16 protein-coding genes are annotated in these 18,846 nt (G+C 71.4%); 7 read left to right on the top strand and 9 right to left on the bottom strand.

Features of this window, described 5'->3' with window-relative positions:
- Positions 1–15: 15 nt before the first annotated feature.
- A complete protein-coding gene (locus LPN01_RS13955; protein ID WP_262829026.1) occupies positions 16–468 on the bottom strand; it encodes a DUF4126 domain-containing protein in 453 nt (150 codons plus the stop codon).
- Between the two features lie 51 nt (positions 469–519).
- A complete protein-coding gene (gene glpK / locus LPN01_RS13950) occupies positions 520–2,016 on the bottom strand; it encodes a glycerol kinase GlpK (RefSeq protein WP_262829025.1) in 1,497 nt (498 codons plus the stop codon).
- Positions 2,017–2,099: 83 nt separating this feature from the next.
- Here glpK and LPN01_RS13945 point away from each other — a divergent pair, with 83 nt between their 5' ends.
- Positions 2,100–3,590: a glycerol-3-phosphate dehydrogenase gene (locus LPN01_RS13945; RefSeq protein ID WP_262829024.1), complete on the top strand. Its 1,491-nt coding sequence runs from the start codon at positions 2,100–2,102 to the stop codon at positions 3,588–3,590.
- Here LPN01_RS13945 and LPN01_RS13940 read toward each other — a convergent pair.
- Positions 3,587–4,489 carry an NAD(P)-dependent oxidoreductase gene (locus tag LPN01_RS13940; RefSeq protein ID WP_262829023.1) on the bottom strand — a complete coding sequence of 301 codons (903 nt, stop codon included), beginning with the start codon at positions 4,487–4,489 and terminating at the stop codon, positions 3,587–3,589. The two genes, LPN01_RS13945 and LPN01_RS13940, sit on opposite strands and share 4 nt — an antisense overlap.
- Positions 4,490–4,714: 225 nt before the next feature.
- Entirely contained in the window at positions 4,715–6,019 is a 1,305-nt protein-coding gene (gene pncB / locus LPN01_RS13935; RefSeq protein ID WP_262829022.1) for a nicotinate phosphoribosyltransferase, read from the bottom strand.
- 100 nt (positions 6,020–6,119) lie between these two features.
- Here pncB and LPN01_RS13930 point away from each other — a divergent pair, with 100 nt between their 5' ends.
- Positions 6,120–6,827: a FadR/GntR family transcriptional regulator gene (locus tag LPN01_RS13930; protein WP_262829037.1), complete on the top strand. Its 708-nt coding sequence runs from the start codon at positions 6,120–6,122 to the stop codon at positions 6,825–6,827.
- 638 nt (positions 6,828–7,465) lie between these two features.
- Here LPN01_RS13930 and LPN01_RS13925 read toward each other — a convergent pair.
- On the bottom strand, positions 7,466–9,274 hold the full coding sequence (locus LPN01_RS13925; protein WP_262829021.1) for an IlvD/Edd family dehydratase: 1,809 nt from the start codon (positions 9,272–9,274) through the stop codon (positions 7,466–7,468).
- 16 nt (positions 9,275–9,290) lie between these two features.
- The gene (locus LPN01_RS13920) at positions 9,291–10,403 is read right to left on the bottom strand and encodes an aldose epimerase family protein (RefSeq protein ID WP_262829020.1); all 1,113 of its coding nucleotides are present in this window, start codon (positions 10,401–10,403) and stop codon (positions 9,291–9,293) included.
- A gap of 156 nt (positions 10,404–10,559) precedes the next feature.
- Here LPN01_RS13920 and LPN01_RS13915 point away from each other — a divergent pair, with 156 nt between their 5' ends.
- The 5 genes from LPN01_RS13915 to LPN01_RS13895 all read left to right on the top strand — a co-directional run bounded on the left by LPN01_RS13915 (position 10,560) and on the right by LPN01_RS13895 (position 15,488).
- Positions 10,560–11,858, top strand: coding sequence for a sugar MFS transporter (locus LPN01_RS13915; protein ID WP_262829019.1), 1,299 nt, complete (start codon positions 10,560–10,562; stop codon positions 11,856–11,858).
- Positions 11,859–11,868: 10 nt separating this feature from the next.
- Complete coding sequence (locus LPN01_RS13910; protein ID WP_262829018.1) at positions 11,869–12,759, top strand: 2-dehydro-3-deoxygalactonokinase; 891 nt, start codon at positions 11,869–11,871, stop codon at positions 12,757–12,759.
- Positions 12,760–12,925: 166 nt separating this feature from the next.
- On the top strand, positions 12,926–13,564 hold the full coding sequence (locus LPN01_RS13905) for a 2-dehydro-3-deoxy-6-phosphogalactonate aldolase (RefSeq protein WP_262829017.1): 639 nt from the start codon (positions 12,926–12,928) through the stop codon (positions 13,562–13,564).
- A complete protein-coding gene (gene araD1 / locus LPN01_RS13900) occupies positions 13,561–14,550 on the top strand; it encodes an AraD1 family protein (RefSeq protein WP_262829016.1) in 990 nt (329 codons plus the stop codon). The genes LPN01_RS13905 and araD1 overlap by 4 nt, the downstream gene beginning before the upstream one ends.
- On the top strand, positions 14,547–15,488 hold the full coding sequence (locus LPN01_RS13895) for a Gfo/Idh/MocA family protein (RefSeq protein ID WP_262829015.1): 942 nt from the start codon (positions 14,547–14,549) through the stop codon (positions 15,486–15,488). The genes araD1 and LPN01_RS13895 overlap by 4 nt, the downstream gene beginning before the upstream one ends.
- 346 nt (positions 15,489–15,834) lie before the next feature.
- Here the strand turns inward: LPN01_RS13895 and LPN01_RS13890 are convergent, their stop codons facing one another.
- From LPN01_RS13890 to LPN01_RS13880, 3 genes are read right to left on the bottom strand one after another with little or no spacing between them, the layout of a single operon-like run.
- Positions 15,835–17,076, bottom strand: coding sequence for an adenosylmethionine--8-amino-7-oxononanoate transaminase (locus LPN01_RS13890; protein WP_262829014.1), 1,242 nt, complete (start codon positions 17,074–17,076; stop codon positions 15,835–15,837).
- On the bottom strand, positions 17,073–17,690 hold the full coding sequence (bioD, locus tag LPN01_RS13885; protein WP_262829013.1) for a dethiobiotin synthase: 618 nt from the start codon (positions 17,688–17,690) through the stop codon (positions 17,073–17,075). The genes LPN01_RS13890 and bioD overlap by 4 nt, the downstream gene beginning before the upstream one ends.
- Entirely contained in the window at positions 17,687–18,781 is a 1,095-nt protein-coding gene (locus tag LPN01_RS13880) for an 8-amino-7-oxononanoate synthase (RefSeq protein ID WP_262829012.1), read from the bottom strand. The genes bioD and LPN01_RS13880 overlap by 4 nt, the downstream gene beginning before the upstream one ends.
- Positions 18,782–18,846 lie beyond the last annotated feature (65 nt).

Below are 18,846 nucleotides of genomic sequence, written 5' to 3'. Positions count from 1 at the left end.
TCGCCCCGGCGGTGGTCAGGCGCGCCGCAGCCGCGTCACCGCAAGGCCCCCGGCGAGCAGCGCCGCATCCTCGACGAAACCGGTCGCGGTCTGGCCGAACCGGCGCATCGCCCGCTTGCGCAGGGCAAGTCCGGCGTAGGAACTGGCGATCGCGGCCGCCATCGCCAGCGCCGCACCCGCCACGCGCCGGTCCCTGGGCGCCAGCGCCGCGCCGGCATAGGCGGAGGTCAGCGCGCGTGCCGTCAGCCCGGCGATCACGGTGCGATCGGGCGCGGTCGTCATCTTGTCGCCCGCCATTTCCGCCGCGGCGAGGCTGACCGCGCCGGTCCGCCCCAGCGGATGCGCGATCAGCGCCGCACCGGGCAGGTCCGCGTCCAGCCGCCCCTTCGCCGCCTCCGCCGCGACGATGGAAAGCGGCGTCATCGCGCGCTGGCCGGCGATCAGGCCGATGAGGATCGAACGAAGCATGCGGGGCATATCCTGTCGGTTGGGGGCGTCCCCCGCACAACGGCGCAGCGCTCAATGGGTTGCGGTCAGCGTCCGGCGCACCGCGTCCTGCCATCCCGCCGCCAGCCCGGCGCGGTCGGCGGCCGCCATTTGCGGCGCGAAGGTCGCGCCGCGGTGCCAGGTGCGCGCCAGCGCCGCCTGGTCGGGCCACACCCCCGTCGCCAGCCCGGCGAGGAACGCCGCGCCGAGCGCGGTCGTTTCCAGATGCGCGGGCCGCTCGACCGGTACCCCGACCATGTCGGCGAGGAACTGGCACAGCCAGTCGTTCGCCGCCATGCCGCCATCGATGCGCAGCGTCCCCGGCGCCGCGCCGCCGTCGGCGCGCATCGCGGCGGCGAGATCCATCGTCTGGTAGGCGACCGCTTCCAGCGCGGCGCGGGCGAGGTGGGCGGCGGTCGCGCCGAGCGTCAGCCCGTAGATCGCGCCCCGCGCCGCCGGGTCCCAATGCGGGGCGCCGAGCCCGACGAAGGCCGGGACCATGTAGACGCCATGGCTGTCGGGCACCTGCGTCGCGAGGTCGTTCGTCTCGCGTGCGTGGGTGATGACGCCGAGCCCGTCGCGCAGCCACTTCACCGCCGCCCCCGCGACGAAGATCGATCCCTCCAGCGCATAGGTCATCCGCCCGTCGAGCCGGCAGGCGGGTGTCGTCAACAGGCGGTGCCGCGATTCGATCGCGTCGGTGCCGGTATTGAGCAACATGAAGCAGCCGGTGCCATAGGTCGACTTGACCATCCCCGGCGTGAAACACGCCTGTCCGAACAGCGCCGCCTGCTGGTCGCCCGCCATGCCCGCGATCGGGATCGGCGCGTCGAACAGACCGGGCGCGGTCGTGCCGAACAGATGGGCATTGTCGTGCACGTCGGGCAGCAGCTCCGCCGGCACGCGGAACAGCCGGCACAGCGCCTCGTCCCAGCGCTGCGCGCGGATGTCGTACAGCGCCGTCCGCCCGGCGTTGGTGACGTCGGTCGCATGCACCGCGCCGCCGGTGAGCCGCCACAGCAGAAAACTGTCGATCGTCCCGAACGCCAGCTCGCCCCGCTCCGCCCGCGCCCGCGCGCCGGGAATGGTATCGAGGATCCAGGCGATCTTGGTCGCGGAGAAATAGGGATCGAGCAGCAGGCCGGTCCGCGCGCGCACCATATCCTCCGCGCCGTCCGCCTTCAGCGCGGCACAGGCGTCGGCGGTGCGGCGGTCCTGCCAGACGATCGCGGGGTGGATCGCGACGCCGTTCGCCCGGTCCCACACGACCACCGTCTCGCGCTGGTTGGTGATGCCGATCCCCGCGATGCCGCGCGCGCCGACGCCGCTGCGCGCGATCGCCGCGCGCGCCGTCGCCAGCGTGTCGCGCCAGATGTCCTCGGGATCGTGCTCGACCCGGCCGGGCGCCGGATAATGTTGCGCGAATTCGGCCTGCGCCGTCGCCACCGCACGCGCCTGCGCATCGAAAACGATGCTGCGCGTCGAGGTCGTCCCCTGGTCGATCGCCAGGACGTGGCACGCTGCGGCCATCCGGTCATCCTCTTCGTGTCGTATCGACGATCATGGTGACGCCTCGCCGCTTTGCGGTAAAGCGGGCGCACGAGGAGACTGGGATGGCGGACGTGGACCTGCTGGTCGTCGGCGGCGGCATCAACGGCGCGGGCATCGCGCGCGACGCCGCCGGGCGCGGGCTGTCGGTGCTGCTGGTCGAGCAGGACGATCTTGCCAGCCACACCTCGTCGGCCAGCACCAAGCTGATCCACGGCGGCCTGCGCTACCTGGAATACGGCGAATTCCGGCTGGTGCGCGAGGCGCTGATCGAGCGCGAGCGGCTGCTCGCGATCGCGCCGCACATCATCTGGCCGCTCGCCTTCGTGCTGCCGCAGGCGCAGTCGCCGCGGCCGGCGTGGATGGTGCGGCTCGGGCTGTTCCTCTACGACCATCTCGGCGGGCGGCGGCGGCTGCCCGCAACGCAGACGATCGATCTGGCACGCGATCCGCGCGGCGCCGGCCTGAAGCCGGGCCAGTCCCGCGCCTTCGTCTATGCCGACTGCTGGGTGGAGGACAGCCGCCTGGTGGTGCTCAACGCCCGCGACGCGGCGAACCGCGGCGCCGACATCCGCACCCGCACGCGCCTGATCGCGGCGCGGCGCGAAGGCGACCGCTGGCATGCGACGATCGCGGACGCGAACGGCACCGCACGCGTCACCGCGCGGGCGCTGGTCAACGCGGCCGGGCCATGGGTGGCGGAGGTGCTCGCGCGGATTCCCGGCACGCATCGCGACCGCGGCGTCCGCCTCGTCAAGGGCAGCCACATCGTCGTGCCGCGCGTGTACGGCGGCGACCACGCCTTCCTGTTGCAGAACCCCGACCGCCGCGTCGTCTTCGCCATTCCCTACGAAGGCGCGTTCACCCTGATCGGCACGACCGACGAACCATGGCAAGGCCCGCCCGGCCGCGCCATCATCGACGCCGCCGAAACCGCCTATCTGATCGACACGGTGAACCGCTATTTCGCCCGGTCCGTCACGGCGGCGGACATCGTCTGGACCTATTCGGGCATCCGGCCGCTCTACGACGACCATGCCGCCAGCGCCTCCGCGGTGACGCGCGACTATGTCCTCGACCTCGACGCGGCGGAGGGCGCCGCGCCGTTGCTGAGCGTGTTCGGCGGCAAGATCACCACGTATCGCAAGCTTGCCGAACATGCGCTCGAACGGCTGTCGGCGACCTTCCCGCTGGCGGGTGGCGACTGGACCGCGGCCGCACCGCTGCCCGGCGGCGGCATGCCGCACGGCGATTTCGCCGCGTTCGACGCTGCGCTCGCCACCGCGCGGCCCGGCCTGCCGCGGGCGCTGCTCCATCGCCTCGCACGCGCCTATGGCACCGACGCCGACACGCTGCTCGGCGGGGCGCGGTCCGTCGCCGACCTCGGCCGGCATTTCGGCGGCGGCCTGTATGCGGCGGAGGTCGAATATCTCGTCGCGCACGAATGGGCGCGGACCGCGGAGGACATCCTGTACCGGCGCAGCAAGCTGGGCCTGCACGTGCCCGGCGGGACGGCGGCGGCGCTCGATGCGTGGCTGGCGGAGTCCGGGACCTAGTCCGGTGCGACGAGGCCCGGCGGCGACCCGCCCGCGACATGCGCGCGCAGGTTGGCGACGACCGCCGCCGCCATCGCCGCGCGCGCCGCGACGGTGGCGGAGCCCTGATGCGGCGACAGCACCACGTTGGCCCGAAGCAGCGTTGCCGGTACCGCGGGCTCGTCCGCGAACACGTCGAGTCCCGCCCCCGCGATCGTTCCCGCTTCCAGTGCCGCGACCAGTGCGGCCTCGTCGACCAGCCCTCCGCGCGCGACGTTGACCAGCACCCCCGCCGGCCCCAGCGCCGCGAGCACGCCGGCATCGACCGCACCGGCATTGTCCGCACCCGATGCGGCGGCGAGGAACAGCACGTCGCTCTCCGCAGCGAGCGTGGGCAAATCCGCGACGAACCGCCACGGCACCGCCTTCGCCGACCGCGCGGTGTAGAGCAGTTCGCCGGCAAAGGGTGCCGCACGCACCGCGATGGCGCGACCGATCGCGCCGAGGCCGTAGATGCCGATGCGCCGCCCCGATGCCCGCCGGGCGAGCGGCACCGACCAGCCGCGCTCGCGGACCGCTCGGTCGTTGCCCACGATGTTGCGCTCGACCGCCAGCCACAGGCCGATGGCGAGGTCGGCGACGTCGTCGGTCAGCACGTCGGCGGTGATCGCCAGCGCGATGCCACGCGCGGCAAGCGCCGCCCGGTCGATCCCGTCGTGCCCGACGCCATGGACCGCGACGATCTCCAGCGCGGGCAGCCGGTCGAGCAGCGCCGCATCGACCCGCATTGCGCCACCGCCGACCAGCGCCCGCACCCGGTCGAGCGGCGCATGATCCTCCCCGACATGGACCGCGAATGCGCGCTCCAGTGCGGGCGTGAGCGTGGCGGGCAGGGGCGAGAGCGCGAGGACGTCGATCATCCTGCGGCAACGCGCAGGGCGGGGTGATGGGTTGCGGACAGGACGCGATTTTGCGCGCGGAGGCGCCGAGGACGCGGAGACGATCCGCCCGGTGCCAGCGGCGCCCTTCCATCATCGGCCGGAGAGATTCGCGACGCTGCCGCGCCCTCGATCCCTGCATCTTCCGTGCCTCCGCGCGAATATAATTTTGCTTTTGGCCGTCGTTCCGGGCGAACCGCTTCCGGCCTAGACCTCCACCGCGCTGGGCGCCCGCCCATCCGCGCCGAAGATGCGCAGGTAGCGGGCGATTTCCGCCGGATCGCCGGTCGCCTTGGCGGGATTGTCCGACAGCTTCACCGCCGGCCGGCCGTTGGCACGCGTCACCTTGGCGACGAGCGAGATCGGCTCCAGCCCGGCCGCGCCATCGGGATCGCAGCCGCGGAAATCGTTGGTCAGGTTCGTGCCCCAGCCGAAGCTCATCCGCACCCGGCCATGGAAATGCCGATAGACGCGCTCGATCGAATCGACGTCCATCCCGTCGGAAAAGATCAGCAGCTTCTCGGCCGGATCCTGCCCGTGCCGCCGCCACCAGGCGATGATCTGCTCGCCCGCCGCGATCGGCGGCGCGCTGTCGGGGCGAAAGCCGGTCCAGCCCGCGACCCAGTCCGGCGCATCGCGCAGGAACGCCGCGGTGCCGAATGCATCGGGCAGCACGACCAGCAGGTTGCCGTCGTAATGCGCCTGCCATTCCTCCAGCACGTGATAGGGCGCCGCCGCCACGCCGGCATCGTCGGTCGCCAGCGCGGCGAGCACCATCGGCAGTTCGTGCGCGTTGGTGCCGATCGCCTCCAGGTCGTTGTCCATCGCCAGCAGCACGTTGGACGAGCCGATGAAGCGGTCACCCAGCCCCTCCTTCAGCGCCTCGACGCACCAGCGCTGCCACAGGAAACCGTGTCGCCGCCGCGTACCGAAGTCGGAGATGACGAGGTCGGGCAGCGCGCGCAGCCGCTCGACCTTGTCCCACAATTTGGCCTTGGCGCGGGCGTAGACGACGTCGAGCGCGAACCGCCCCTTGTCGCGCAGGGCGGCGCGCGCACGCAGTTCGTTGACGATCGCGAGCGCCGGAATCTCCCACATCGTCGTGTGCGTCCACGGCCCTTCGAAGGTCAGCTCGAACTGGCCGTCGACGCGGTGCAACGTGTACGGCGGCAGCGCGAATGCGGCGAGCCAGGCGAGGAAATCGGGCGAGAACATGCGTTCGCGACCGTAGAAGCTGTTGCCCGCAAGCCAGATCAGCTCCTTCTTGGCGAAGCGCAGCGTGCGCGCATGATCGAGCTGCGCGCGCAGTTCGTCCTCGTCGATCACGTCGGCGAGGCGGACCCGCGTGCTGCGGTTGATGAGCCGGAAGGTCGCATCGACGTCGCCGTGCAGGTGGCGGATCATCTGCAGCATCAGCAATTTGTAGAAATCGGTGTCGAGCAGGCTGCGCACGATCGGGTCGAGCCGCCAGTGATGGTCCCAGGTGCGCGTGGCGATATCGGTGACGGCCATCCCGATCCGCTACAGCCGCGCGGGCACCGGCGGCAAGGCCCGGGCTTTCCATCCCCCCGCCATGGCCCTAGGCGGTGGGACGCAACAGGGGAGAGCGGCATTGGCGAAGGGCGAACGGCGCGAACCGTCTCACACGCTGATCGCGCGCGATCTGGGCATCGCGATCGTCACCGGCGGCCATCCGCCGGGCAGCGTCATCCCCGGCGAGATCGACATCGCCGCCCGTCGCGGCGTGTCGCGCAGCGTGGTTCGCGAGGCCTTGCGCATGCTGTCGGCCAAGGGGCTGGTCGAAAGCCGGCCCAAGTCGGGCACGCGGGTGCGCGAGCGGGCGCAATGGAACCTGCTCGATCCCGACCTGCTCGCGTGGATGTTCGAGGGCGAACCGCCCGCTAGCTTCGTGCGCGCGCTGTTCCAGCTGCGCATGATCGTCGAACCCGCCGCCGCCGAGATGGCGGCACTGTCGCGCGACGACGACCAGCTCGCCCGGATGGCCGCCGCGCTCGACGGCATGGCGGCGCACGGCCTCGACCGCCCGGAGGGACAGGCGGCGGACCAGACGTTCCACAACACGATCCTCGAGGCGACGGACAACGAGCTGCTCGTCAGCCTGTCGGGCAGCATCGGCGCGGCGGTGCGCTGGACGACCATCTTCAAATATCGCGGCAGCCGCCGCCCGCGCGACCCGATGCCGCAGCACCGCCGCCTGCTCGACGCGATCGCCGCCCGCGACGCCGCCGCCGCGCGCGACGCGACGATCGTCCTGTTGCAACAGGCGCATGAGGATACCGAACGCTCGCTGCGGGTGTGAGGGCGCCGGTTTGGGGGGCGGCGTCGTGCGCGCCGGCTGGTGGGCGGAGGCGCTTGCCGTATGGCGCGCGCACGGCATCACGAGGCACGTCCGTCCCCCGCCAACACTCTTCGTCATCCCCGCGCGGGCGGGGATCCATACACGCCGACGTCGCGGCTCCTTCCAGGCGTTCCGTCTATGGATTCCCGCCTTCGCGGGAATGACGAGGAGAATCGTGGATCGCGGCGGTTCACGACGCCGTACGGCTGATGCCGGGGCATGGTGATGATCGGCTAGCGACGCGAAGCCCAACGTCGTCCCGCAGTCGATGCGATAACGATCTTACGGCACCGTCTGGCCGCGACCGCACGAGGCCGAGCGGCGCGGAAGACGTGCGGATGCGCTAACGCCCCGCGGCAGACCATGCTTTTTGCGACGAGTCAACGCCCCCTCTCCCCCAACGCCCGTAAACCCGCGATCGCTCGTAATCCCCGCGCAGGCGGGGATCCATACACACCGGCATCGCGGCGTCTTCCGGCCGCCCCATGTATCGATTCCCGCCTCCGCGGAAATGACGATTGCGGCCGGGGACCGCCCTCATCCCAAGGCGAAGCAACAGACGCCGTCGCGCATCACGACGGCGCCATGCTACGGCCCCGTCAGTGATTGTCGCGCGGCAGGCCCCGGGTCTGGGCGATGCGCTGGTATTTCTCCGCGCCTTCCAGGATCGCGCCGGTGTTCATCTGGCCGACCACCGCGCGCTGGATCTCCTGCCACGGCGTCTGCGACGCGGGATAGGCATAGCCCCCCGCCGCGATCAGGGCGGCGCGGCGTTCGGCCAGTTCCGCCTCGGGGATCAGCACGTTCGCGGAGCCGGTGTTGAGGTCGACGCGCACCCGGTCCCCCGTCTTCAGCAAGGCGAGGCCACCCATCGCCGCCGCCTCCGGCGAGGCGTTGAGGATCGACGGCGACCCGCTCGTCCCCGACTGGCGGCCGTCGCCGATGCACGGCAGGGCGTGCACGCCTTCGGTGATGAGATAGGCCGGCGGGCGCATGTTGACGACCTCCGCCGCGCCCGGATAGCCGACCGGGCCGGCGCCGCGCATGAACAACAGCGTCTCGGGCGTGATCCCGGTGGCGGGATCGTCGATCCGGTGGTGGTAATCCTCCGGTCCGTCGAACACGACCGCCGGCCCCTCGAACGCGTTGAGGTCGTCCGGGTTGGACAGATAGCGGTCGCGGAATTCGGGCGAGATCACGCTGGTCTTCATCACCGCCGCATCGAACAGATTGCCCGACAGCACGATGAAGCCGGCGTCCGCGACCAGCGGCCGGTCGAACGGGCGGATCACCCGTTCGTCCTCGATGGCGACGCCCCGGCAATTCTCGCCCATCGTGCGACCGTTGACGGTCAGCGCGTCCTCGTCGATCAGCCCCTGCCCGATCAGCTGGTTGACCACCGCCGGCACGCCGCCCGCACGGTAATAATCCTCGCCCAGATACTCGCCCGCGGGTTGCAGGTTGACCAGCAGCGGCACCGCGTGCCCCTCCGTCTCCCAGTCCTTCAGCGGCAGGTCGACGCCGATATGGCGCGCGATCGCCGACAGATGGATCGGCGCGTTGGTCGACCCGCCGATCGCGGAATTGACCCGGATCGCATTGTGGAACGCCGGCTTCGTCAGGATGTCGGAGGGCTTGAGGTCCTCCGCGACCATCTGCACGATGCGCTTGCCGGTCAGGTAGGACACTTCCTGCCGGTCGCGATAGGGCGCGGGGATCGCCGCCGAGCCGGGCAGCGACATGCCCAGCGCCTCGCACAGCGAGTTCATCGTCGTCGCGGTGCCCATCGTGTTGCAATAGCCCGTCGACGGCGCCGACGAGGCGACCAGCCGGATGAATTCGGCATCGTCGATCTCGCCCGCCGCGAGCAGCTGGCGCGCCTTCCACACGATCGTGCCCGAACCGGTGCGCTCGCCCTTGTGCCAGCCGTTGAGCATTGGCCCGACCGACAGCGCGATCGCCGGGATGTTGACCGTCGCCGCCGCCATCAGGCACGCCGGCGTCGTCTTGTCGCACCCGATCGTCAGTACGACGCCGTCGAGCGGATAGCCGTACAGCGTCTCGACCAGCCCGAGATAGGCGAGGTTGCGGTCGAGCCCGGCGGTCGGCCGCTTGCCCGTCTCCTGGATCGGATGGACCGGGAATTCGAGGACGATGCCGCCCGCCTCGCGCACGCCCTCGCGCACCCGCTCGGCCAGCACCAGATGGTGGCGGTTGCAGGGGCTGAGGTCGCTGCCGGTCTGGGCGATGCCGATGATCGGCTTGCCCGATTGCAGCTCCTCCAGCGAGAGGCCGAAATTTAGGTACCGCTCCAGATACAGCGCGGTCATGTCGATGTTCGCCGGGTTGTCGAACCAGGCCCTGGAGCGAAGAGGCGTGCGCGCGTCCGTCACGTCATCTGGCGTCATGTCATTTGGCGTCATGTTACTTGGCCACCGATAGCTTGTAGATCATCACGTGCCGGTACGGCTTGCCGGGATCGACCCGCGCCGACGCGAAGGCGGACTGGTTGGGCGCATTCGGGAATTTCTGCGGTTCCAGCGCGATGCCGTCGCCCATCCGATAGACGTGGCGCGACTTGCCGATGAACGTCCCGTCGAGGAAGTTGCCGGTGTAGAATTGCACGCCTGGTTCGGTGCTCGACACTTCGAGCACGCGGCCCGACACCGGGTCCTCGAGCCGCGCGGCGAGGCCGGGCGTCGCGGTCAGCCCCTTGTCGAGCGCGAAATTGTGGTCGTAGCCATGGCCCATCACGATCTGCGGATCGCGGCCGTCGCGCAGGCCGTCCGCGACGACCCGGCCGTTGCGGAAATCGAACACCGTCCCCTGCACCGGGCGCAACGCGCCGGTCGGAATGAGGTTGGCGTCGACCGGCGTGATCGCCTGCGCCGGGATCGTCAGCCGGTGCCCCGTCGCCCCCATCGGCGATCCCTCGCCCGACAGGTTGAAGATCGCATGGTTGGTCATGTTGACCACGGTCGGCCGGTCGGTCGTCGCGCCGAAGGTGATCGTCAGCGCGCCGTCGTCGCCCATCGCATAGGTGACGGTGACGTCGAGCTTGCCGGGATAACCCTGGTCGCCATCCGCGCTGGTCAACGCCAGCGTCACCGCGCCGTCCTTCACCGACACGATCCGCCACGGCCGCTTGTCGAAGCCCTGCGTGCCGCCGTGGAGGGAGTTGACCTTGTCGTTGAGCGGCAGCTGGTACGCCTTGCCGTCCAGCGTAAAGCGGCCGCCGGCGATCCGGTTGGCGTAGCGGCCGACGGTGACGCCGAAGAAATTGGGATGCGCGGCATAATCGGCGGCATCGTCGTAGCCGAGCAGCACGTCCGCCTGCCGGCCGTCCCGGTCGGGCCCGCTCAGCGTCTGCAACGTCGCGCCATAGGTCAGGATGCGTGCCGACACGCCGCTCTTGGCGGTCAGCGTCACCGCCTCGACCCGGGTGCCGTCGGGCAGCGTGCCCGCCGGCTCGCGCGTCGCGGTCGCGGCGTCCGCCGCACCTGCCGCCGCGAGCGTCATCAATCCGGCGAATGCCATGCCCAAGGTCCCACGCACCTGCGTTCCACACACCCTCATCGCATCCCTCCTCGGACCGTGCCCCGGCATTGACCCGGCGTATGGCGGCTTTATAGTCTGACAAATAATCAGGGCGCAAGGCGGCGAACGGCGCCTGCAGCGGAAGAGGATGAGCGAATGGCAGGACCGATCGGCGGGGGCGGCGTGACGGCGAGCGGCGGGGGCGGATCCTACGCCAAGGCATTGAGCCTGCTCGCCAGCCTGTTCTTCATGTGGGGCTTCATCACCGTCATCAACGGCGTGCTGCTGCCGCACCTGCGGTCCGTGTTCGAACTCGACTATACCCAGACGACACTGATCGAGTCGGTCTGGTTCATCGCCTATTTCTTCGCGTCCATCCCCTCGGCCAAGCTGATCGAGCGCATCGGATACCAGCGCGCGATCGTCATCGGCCTGCTCGTCATGGCGGCCGGCGCGCTCGGCATGACGCTCGCCGCCAGCCTGCCCTCCTATGGCGTGACGCTGGTGATGCTGTTCGTCATCGCCAGCGGGATCACCTTGCTCCAGGTCGCGGCCAACCCCTATGTCACCGTCATCGGCCCGCCCGAGACGGGATCGTCGCGGCTCAACCTGGTGCAGGCGTTCAATTCGCTCGGCACGACGCTGGCGCCGCTCTTCGCCGGCTATCTGATCCTCGGCCGCAGCCAGAGCGGCACCGCCGCCGCCGGTGCGCAGATCAGCCAGGCGCAGCGCTATGCCGATGCACATTCGGTGATCCTGCCCTACGTCCTCGTCGCGATCGTGCTGGTCGTGCTCGCCATCGTGATCGCGCGCTTCCCGCTGCCCTCGCTCGGCGCGGCGACGCAGCGCGCGGCGAAGGCGGACCGTCACCAGCATTCGCTGTGGAAGCACCGCAACCTGACGCTGGGCATCCCGACGATGATCGCCTACCTCCTCGCCGAGATCGGCGTCGCCAACCTGTTCGTCAATTTCGTGTCGCAGCCCAACATCGCCGCGATCACGCACGAACAGGCGTCGCGCTATCTCGCGCTGCTGTGGGGCGGCATGATGGTGGGGCGCTTCTTCGGCAGCGTCGTCATGCAGACGATCGCGCCGGAACGCGTGCTCGGCGTCTTCGCCTTCGGGGCATTGGTCGTGGTCGCCATCGCGACCTTCACCACCGGGCCGGTGGCGATGTGGTCGCTGATCGCGGTCGGATTGTTCCATTCGATCATGTTCCCGACGATCTTCACGCTCGCGATCCGCGGTCTCGGTCCGCTGACCGAGGAAGGTTCGGGGCTGATGATTATGGCGATCGCCGGTGGTGCGCTGGTCGTCGTCCAGGGTTGGCTCGCCGACCGCTACGGCCTTCAGAATTCGTTCTTCCTGACGATGGCGTGCGAGGTCGTCGTGCTCGCCTATGCGCTCTGGGGGTCGAAGCCGACCGCCGACCTCGGCACGCCGCAGGCCGAATAAGGCGCGGGGCATGAGCGGGACAGGCGCGATGTCGGGCGCGGTGATCGCCATCGACTGGGGCACGACCAACCGGCGTGCCTACCGGATCGAGGCGGACGGCGGCGTCTCCGGCAGCGTCCGCGACGGGTCGGGCGTGCTGGCGATGGCGGCGGCGGACTATGCGCCGGCGCTCGCCGCGTTGCGCGCGCAGCTCGGCGACTGGCCGGTGATCGCGGCGGGCATGGTCGGATCGACGCGCGGCTGGCGCGAGGCGGCCTATGTCGCCGCCCCCGCCGATCTCGCCGCGCTGGCCGCCGCCGCGCTGCGGATCGACGACGCGCGCGCGACGATCGTGCCCGGCGTCGCGCTGTCGGCCGGGGCGCGCGCCGACGTGATGCGCGGCGAGGAGGTGCAGGTGCTCGGCGCGATCGCCGCCGGACTCGCCCCCGCCGATGCGACCTTCTGTCAGCCCGGCACGCACAACAAATGGATCGCCTGCGCCGATGCGCGGATCGTCGACGTCACCACGGTGATGACCGGCGAATTGTTCGCGCTGCTGAAGGCGCATGGCATCCTCGCGGGCATGCTCGACGGCCCGGTGGCGGACGGAGCGGCGTTCCGCGACGGGCTCGCCCGCGGCGCCGGCGCGCGCGACCTCGGCGCGGCGCTGTTCGAGGTGCGCGCCGCGGTACTGCTCGCGCGCCGCGCGCCGGAGGATGCCGCCGCCTTCGCCAGCGGCGTGCTGATCGGCTCGGACGTCGGCGCGCGCGACCTTGCGGGAACGACCGTCCACCTGCTCGCCGACGGCGCGCTCGCCGACCTGTATCGCGTCGCGATCGAGACGGGCGGCGGCACCACCGTGGCGGTCGACGCCACCGCCGCCTTCGTCGGCGGCGTCCACCATCTGCGGCCCCGTCTGTGACGTCGCGGTCGCGTCGTACGGTCCGTCGCCCGGCGCCCGTTTCGGGGCTCGCCGCGACGTATGGCCGCGGTCCGGCGGACGCTTGGCCGCGCGGCGGCCGGATCGGGCCGACGCAGGATGCCCACCGCCTGCGCGCGTTCGCATCACGTATCCAGGAGTATCGCCCATGACCGATCCCGCCGCCCGCTTCGCCGACGCATTCGCGGCCTGTCCGCTCGTGGCGATCCTGCGCGGGCTGACGCCGGCGGAATGCGACGGCGTCGGCGACGCGCTGGTCGATGCCGGTTTCACCCTGCTCGAAGTGCCGCTGAATTCGCCCGATCCGCTGGTCAGCATCGCGCGGATGGCGGCGCGCTATCGCGGGCGCGCGATGGTCGGCGCGGGGACCGTGCTCACCCCCGCCGCGGTCGCCGCGGTGGCGGAGGCGGGCGGCGACCTCGTCATCTCACCCAACACCGACCCCGACGTGATCCGCGCCGCGGTGGCGCGCGGGCTGGTGTCGATGCCGGGCTATTATACCCCGAGCGAAGCCTTCGCCGCGCTCGCGGCGGGTGCGCACGCGCTGAAGCTGTTCCCCGCCGACGGCGCCACGCCGGCGTTCCTGAAGGCGCAGCGCGCCGTGCTGCCCAGGGACCTGAAGGTGCTCGCGGTCGGCGGCATCGCGCCCGACACGATGGGTCCGTGGCGCACCGCGGGGGCGGACGGCTTCGGGCTCGGCTCCAACCTGTACCGCGCGGGCAAGCCCGCCGCCGACGTCGCCCGCGACGCCGCCGCTTTCGTCACTGCCGCAAGGGCCCTCGCATGACCTACGCTCGCCTGCTCCAGCAACGCCTGCCCGACGGCACGCGCCGCGTCCTCCTTGCCGAGGCGGAGGCGCATGTCCTGTCCGGCGTCGCCACGACGCGCGAGCTCGCGCAGGCGGCGATCGCGACGGGTGGGACGCTGCTCGACGCCGCGCGCGCGCGCCGCACCGACGCGCGCGTCGATCTCGACGCCGCGCTCGCCGACGGCACCTTGCTGCCGGCGATCGACCATCCCGATTCCGCGCGGATCATGCTCGCCGGCACCGGCCTCACCCACCTCGGCTCCGCCGCGGGGCGCGACGCGATGCACAAGGCCGCCGCGGCCGGCCAGCAGACCGATTCGATGCGGCTGTTTCTCGAAGGAATGGAGGGCGGCCGTCCCGCCGCCGGCGCGACCGGCGCGCAGCCCGAATGGTTCTACAAGGGCGATGGCCAGTCGCTGGTCGCGCCGGACGCGCCGCTGACCTCGCCCGCCTTCGCGCAGGACGGCGGCGAGGAGCCCGAACTCGCCGGCATCTACCTGATCGGCGACGACGGCACGCCGTTCCGGCTCGGCGTCGCGCTCGCCAACGAATTCAGCGACCACGTCACCGAACGCCACAATTACCTGTGGCTGGCGCATTCCAAGCTGCGCCAGGCGTCGCTCGGCGCGGAACTGCTGCTCGGCGAACCGCCGGCGGACATCCGGGGCACCAGCCGGATCGAGCGCGACGGCGCGACGCTGTGGGAAAAGCCGTTCCTGACCGGCGAGGCGAACATGTCGCACAGCCTCGCCAACCTCGAACACCATCACTTCAAATACGCCGCGTTCCGCCGGCCCGGCGACATCCACGTCCACTTCTTCGGCACCGCGACGCTGTCCTGCGCCGACGCCGTGCAGACACAGGACGGCGACGTGTTCGTGATCGCCGCGGAGCCCTTCGCGCTGCCGCTGCGCAACCCGCTCGCCACCGCCGACGGGGCGCCCGTCACGGTGCGGCCGCTGTGAGCGCGCCGATCCGCCTCGCGCTGATCGGCATGGGCAAGATCGCGCACGACCAACACGTACCCGCGATCGCCGACGAAGCCGACATCGTACTCGCCGCGACGGTCAGCCGGCATGGCGGCGGCGTCGACGGCGTGCCGCATTTCACCGACATCGCCGAGCTGATCGCGAGCGGCGTCGCGATCGATGCGGTCGCGCTGTGCACGCCGCCGCAGGTGCGCCGCGCCATCGCCGCGCAGGCGATCGCGCAGGGGTGGCACGTCTTCCTCGAAAAGCCGCCCGGCGCGACGCTGGCGGAGGTCGCGCAGCTGCAAGCGGCGGCGGATGCGGCCGGCGTCAGCCTGTTCGCGAGCTGGCATTCGCGCTACGCGCCCGGCGTCGAGCCGGCGCGCGCGTTTCTGGCCGATGCGCGGATCGATGCGGTGACGGTGACCTGGCGCGAGGACATCCGCGTCTGGCACCCCGGCCAGACGTGGATCCTCGACGCGGGCGGCTTCGGCGTGTTCGATCCGGGCATCAACGCGCTCTCGATCGTCACGCGCATCCTGCCGCGGCCGTTCTTCATCACCGATGCCGCGCTGGACTTTCCCGCCAATCGCGATGCGCCGATCGCCGCGCGGCTGGCGTTCACCGACGACGCCGGGCTGCGCATCGCGGCGGATTTCGACTTCCTCCAGCAGGGGCCGCAAAGCTGGGACATCGTCGTCGAAACCGACCGCGGTACCCTGACGCTGCACGACGGCGGCGCGCGGCTGGTGTTGCCCGACGGCAGCGAACCGGCGCAGGCGCATGCGCTGCACGGCGAATATGCCGGCCTCTACCGCCGCTTCGCGGAGATCGTGCAGGCGGGGACGAGCGACGTCGACATCGCGCCGCTGCGCCACGTCGCCGACGCCTTCCTGCGCGGGCGGCGGATCACGGTCGATCCGTTCGTGGAATAAGGGGGTTTTCGCGCGAAGCCGCGAAGCCGCGAAGAAGAAGGGGGTTCGCGCGGAGGCGCGGAGACGCGGAGGTGTCACGCCCGGCGCGAAGCGCCCCTATCGCCAATGGGCCAAAGGAGCGGGATAGCCGCTGCGCGGCCTTCATTCTTCTCCGCGCCTCCGCGCCTCCGCGCGCGCGCCCTCTTCGCGGCTTTGCGTCTTCGCGCGAACACCCGCATCGCCGCACAGACCCCGTCCGAAGCAAAACCGCACGGCCTTCTTCTCCGCGCCTCCGCGCGAACCCCGTTCTTCTTCGCGGCGTCGCGTCTTCGCGCGAACCACCCGCGGCGCCCATCGGACGGCGGCCTCAGCCGAACCGCACCGCCGCCTCCCCGATCGCCGCGTAGACCGCGTCCAGATCCGTATCCGTGATGCAATAGGGCGGCATGACATACACCGTATTGCCCAGCGGCCGCAGCAACAGGTCGCGCTCGCGGAAGAACGCGAGCAACGCCGGCCCCAGCGCCGACAGATAGTCCGCACCGTCCGGCCCCAGGTCCATCGCCGCGATCGTGCCGAGCGTCCGCACGTTGCGCACGCCGGCCAGCGCCGCCGCCCGTACGGCCTGTCGGGCCGACAGGTCGGCGACCCGATCCGGCACCGGCTCGTCTTCCCAGATCGCGATGTTCGCCGCCGCGGCGGCGCAGGCGATCGGGTTGGCGGTGTAGCTGGACGAATGGAAGAACATCCGCGCCCGGTCCTGGCTCAGGTGCGCCTGATAGATCGCTTCGCTGGCCATCGTCACCGCCAGCGGCACCGCACCGCCGGTCAGCCCCTTCGACAGGCAGAGGATGTCGGGCACCACCCCGGCCTGCTCGCACGCCAGCAGCGTGCCGGTCCGCCCCCATCCCGTCATCACCTCGTCGGCGACGAACAGCACGTCATGGTCGGCGCAGATCGCGCGCATCGCCGCGAGCACGCGGGCGGGATAGGTCAGCATGCCCCCCGCGCCGCAGACCAGCGGCTCGACGATCAGCGCCGCCGGCGCCTGCCGACAGGCCGCCTCCAGCGCATCGAGCGTCGCCTGTTCGGCCCCGGCGGCGGGAAAGGGGATCGTCGCCACGTCGAACAGCAACGGTTCGTAGGCGCGGTTGAACGCGCCGCGCGCGCCGACCGACATCGTCCCGATCGTATCGCCGTGATAGCCATGGTCGAGCACGAGGATGCGGTGCCGCGGCTCGCCGCGGTTGAGCCAATAGCCGAGCGCCATCTTCAGGGCGACCTCGACCGCGGTCGATCCCGAATCGGAAAAGAACACGCGGGTGAGCGCGTCGGGCATCAGCCGCAGCAGCCCGGCCGCAACGGCCTCCGCGGGCGCATGGGTCCAGCCGGCAAAGATGATCTGGTCCATCCGTGCCGCCTGATCGGCGATCGCGGCCATGATCCGCGGTTCGCGATGGCCGTGCGTCGTCACCCACCAGCTCGATATCGCGTCGATCACGCGCCGCCCGTCCGCGGTATACAGCGCCGCTCCCTCGGCGCGCACCACCGTCGGGATCGGTTCGCGCAGGCCATGCTGCGTGAACGGGTGCCAGATCGGCGAGGTCATGCGAAGGCGCCCCGCGAAAATCCGGCGGCGAACGCCGTCGCCAGCGTGCCCGCGTCGAGCGGGTCGACCCGCCCCAGACGGCCGAGCCGCCGCACGCCGCCGATCCGCGCGATCGTCGCCTCGCTGTCCTCCTGCGCCTCGCCGTTGAACGCGATGCCGAGGATCGGCACCCCGCGCGCGCGCAGCGCCGCGATCGACAACAGGCTGTGGTTGATCGTGCCGAGCGCGGTGCGCGCGACCAGCACCACCGGCGCGCGCCACAACGCGAACAGATCGGCATAGAGCAGGTCGTCGGACAGCGGCACCAGCACGCCGCCCGCCCCCTCCACCACCAGCGGCCCCGCGACCGCGGGCAGCGCCAGGCGGGCGGGATCGATCTCGACCCCGTCGATCCGTGCGGCGCGGTGCGGCGAACAGGGCGTCGCCAGCCGGTACGCCTCCGGCAGCACCCGGCGCACGCCCAGCGCCCGCACCGCGGCGCCATCGCCGCCGTCGTCCAGCCCCGCCTGCACCGGCTTCCAATAGGTTGCGTCGAGCGCGGCGGCGAGCGCCGCGGCGAACACCGTCTTGCCGACGTCCGTATCGGTGCCGGTGACGACGATCGTCCGGCTCATCGCAACACCTCCGCCAGTCCCGCGATCGCTGCCGCGTCGACGTTGCAGGTGATCGATATCCGCAGTCGCGCGGTGCCCACGGGCACCGTCGGCGGGCGGATCGCGCGCACGTCATAGCCCGCCGCCTGGCACCGCGCGGCGTGCCACACCGCCGCGGCATCGTCGCCGAGGATCACCGGGAACAGCTGCGATCCCGTCGCGAAGCCGAACGCCCGCTCCGCCTCCGCGACCAGCGCCCACAGCCGCGCCTGCCGCTCCGGCTCGTCGGCGAGGATGCGCAGGCCCGCGCGCACCGCCGCCGCGACCAGGGGCGAGGGCGCGGTGGAAAAGACGAAGCCGCGCGCACGGTTGACCAGCATGTCGCGCAGCACGCGCGGCAGGCACAACAGCCCGCCCTCCGCGCCCAGCGCCTTGCCGCAGGTGTGCAGCGTGACGACGTTCTCGCGCCCGTGCCACGCGGCGGCCAGTCCGCGCCCGCCGGCGCCGAACACGCCGGTCGCATGCGCCTCGTCGATCAGCAGCATCGCCTGATGCCGGTCGGCGAGATCGATCAGGGCGGCGAGCGGCGCGCGGTCGCCGTCCATGCCGTACAGGCTCTCGACCGCGATCCACGGCGTGCCGGTGCCGCCGTCGGTCCGCCACCCTCGGATCGCGGCGTCGAACGCGGCGAGGTCGTTGTGCGCCGCCGCCACCCGCGGCGCCCGCCCCAACCGCATCCCGTCGTGCGCGCTCGCATGGACCAGCGCATCGTGGACGACGAGGTCGCCGGGTTGCGGCAGCGTGGCGAATGCGGCGACGTTGGCGGCATAGCCGTTGGCGAAGAACAATGCCGCCTCGCTGCCGAACCAGGCCGCCGCCTCCGCCTCCAGCGCCTCGTGCTCGGGATGATTGCCGCGCAGCAGCCGCGATCCGCCCGACCCGATCGGCACCCCGCGGTCGATCGCCGCCGCCACCGCATCGCGCAATCGCGCCGAACCGCCGAGGCCCAGATAGTCGTTGGAGGCGAAATCCACCCCGGTCCGCGCGCGCAGGCTGCGCAACCGGTCGTTGGCGTCGAGCCGCGCCAGATCGTCGCGATAGAATTGGAGCATCGCCGCTCCCTTAACGGCTCCACAGGCGGGCGCCAGCGTGGCATCGACACCCCCCTTGCCGACGG

It is taken from the genome of Sphingomonas sp. A2-49, from assembly GCF_025548555.1.
Lineage (GTDB): Bacteria > Pseudomonadota > Alphaproteobacteria > Sphingomonadales > Sphingomonadaceae > Sphingomonas.
Note: the sequence above shows the minus strand (reverse complement) of the source record. Positions and strands in the feature narration are given on the sequence as shown.

Excerpts from the sequence above, each read along its gene's own strand:
- LPN01_RS13955 (WP_262829026.1), bottom strand. The coding sequence starts at position 468 with ATGCTTCGTTCGATCCTCATCGGCCTGATCGCCGGCCAGCGCGCGATG.
- glpK (WP_262829025.1), bottom strand. The coding sequence starts at position 2,016 with ATGGCCGCAGCGTGCCACGTCCTGGCGATCGACCAGGGGACGACCTCG.
- LPN01_RS13945 (WP_262829024.1), top strand. The coding sequence starts at position 2,100 with ATGGCGGACGTGGACCTGCTGGTCGTCGGCGGCGGCATCAACGGCGCG.
- LPN01_RS13940 (WP_262829023.1), bottom strand. The coding sequence starts at position 4,489 with ATGATCGACGTCCTCGCGCTCTCGCCCCTGCCCGCCACGCTCACGCCC.
- pncB (WP_262829022.1), bottom strand. The coding sequence starts at position 6,019 with ATGGCCGTCACCGATATCGCCACGCGCACCTGGGACCATCACTGGCGG.
- LPN01_RS13925 (WP_262829021.1), bottom strand. The coding sequence starts at position 9,274 with ATGACGCCAGATGACGTGACGGACGCGCGCACGCCTCTTCGCTCCAGG.
- LPN01_RS13920 (WP_262829020.1), bottom strand. The coding sequence starts at position 10,403 with ATGGCATTCGCCGGATTGATGACGCTCGCGGCGGCAGGTGCGGCGGAC.
- LPN01_RS13915 (WP_262829019.1), top strand. The coding sequence starts at position 10,560 with ATGGCAGGACCGATCGGCGGGGGCGGCGTGACGGCGAGCGGCGGGGGC.
- LPN01_RS13910 (WP_262829018.1), top strand. The coding sequence starts at position 11,869 with ATGAGCGGGACAGGCGCGATGTCGGGCGCGGTGATCGCCATCGACTGG.
- LPN01_RS13905 (WP_262829017.1), top strand. The coding sequence starts at position 12,926 with ATGACCGATCCCGCCGCCCGCTTCGCCGACGCATTCGCGGCCTGTCCG.
- araD1 (WP_262829016.1), top strand. The coding sequence starts at position 13,561 with ATGACCTACGCTCGCCTGCTCCAGCAACGCCTGCCCGACGGCACGCGC.
- LPN01_RS13890 (WP_262829014.1), bottom strand. The coding sequence starts at position 17,076 with ATGACCTCGCCGATCTGGCACCCGTTCACGCAGCATGGCCTGCGCGAA.
- bioD (WP_262829013.1), bottom strand. The coding sequence starts at position 17,690 with ATGAGCCGGACGATCGTCGTCACCGGCACCGATACGGACGTCGGCAAG.
- LPN01_RS13880 (WP_262829012.1), bottom strand. The coding sequence starts at position 18,781 with ATGCTCCAATTCTATCGCGACGATCTGGCGCGGCTCGACGCCAACGAC.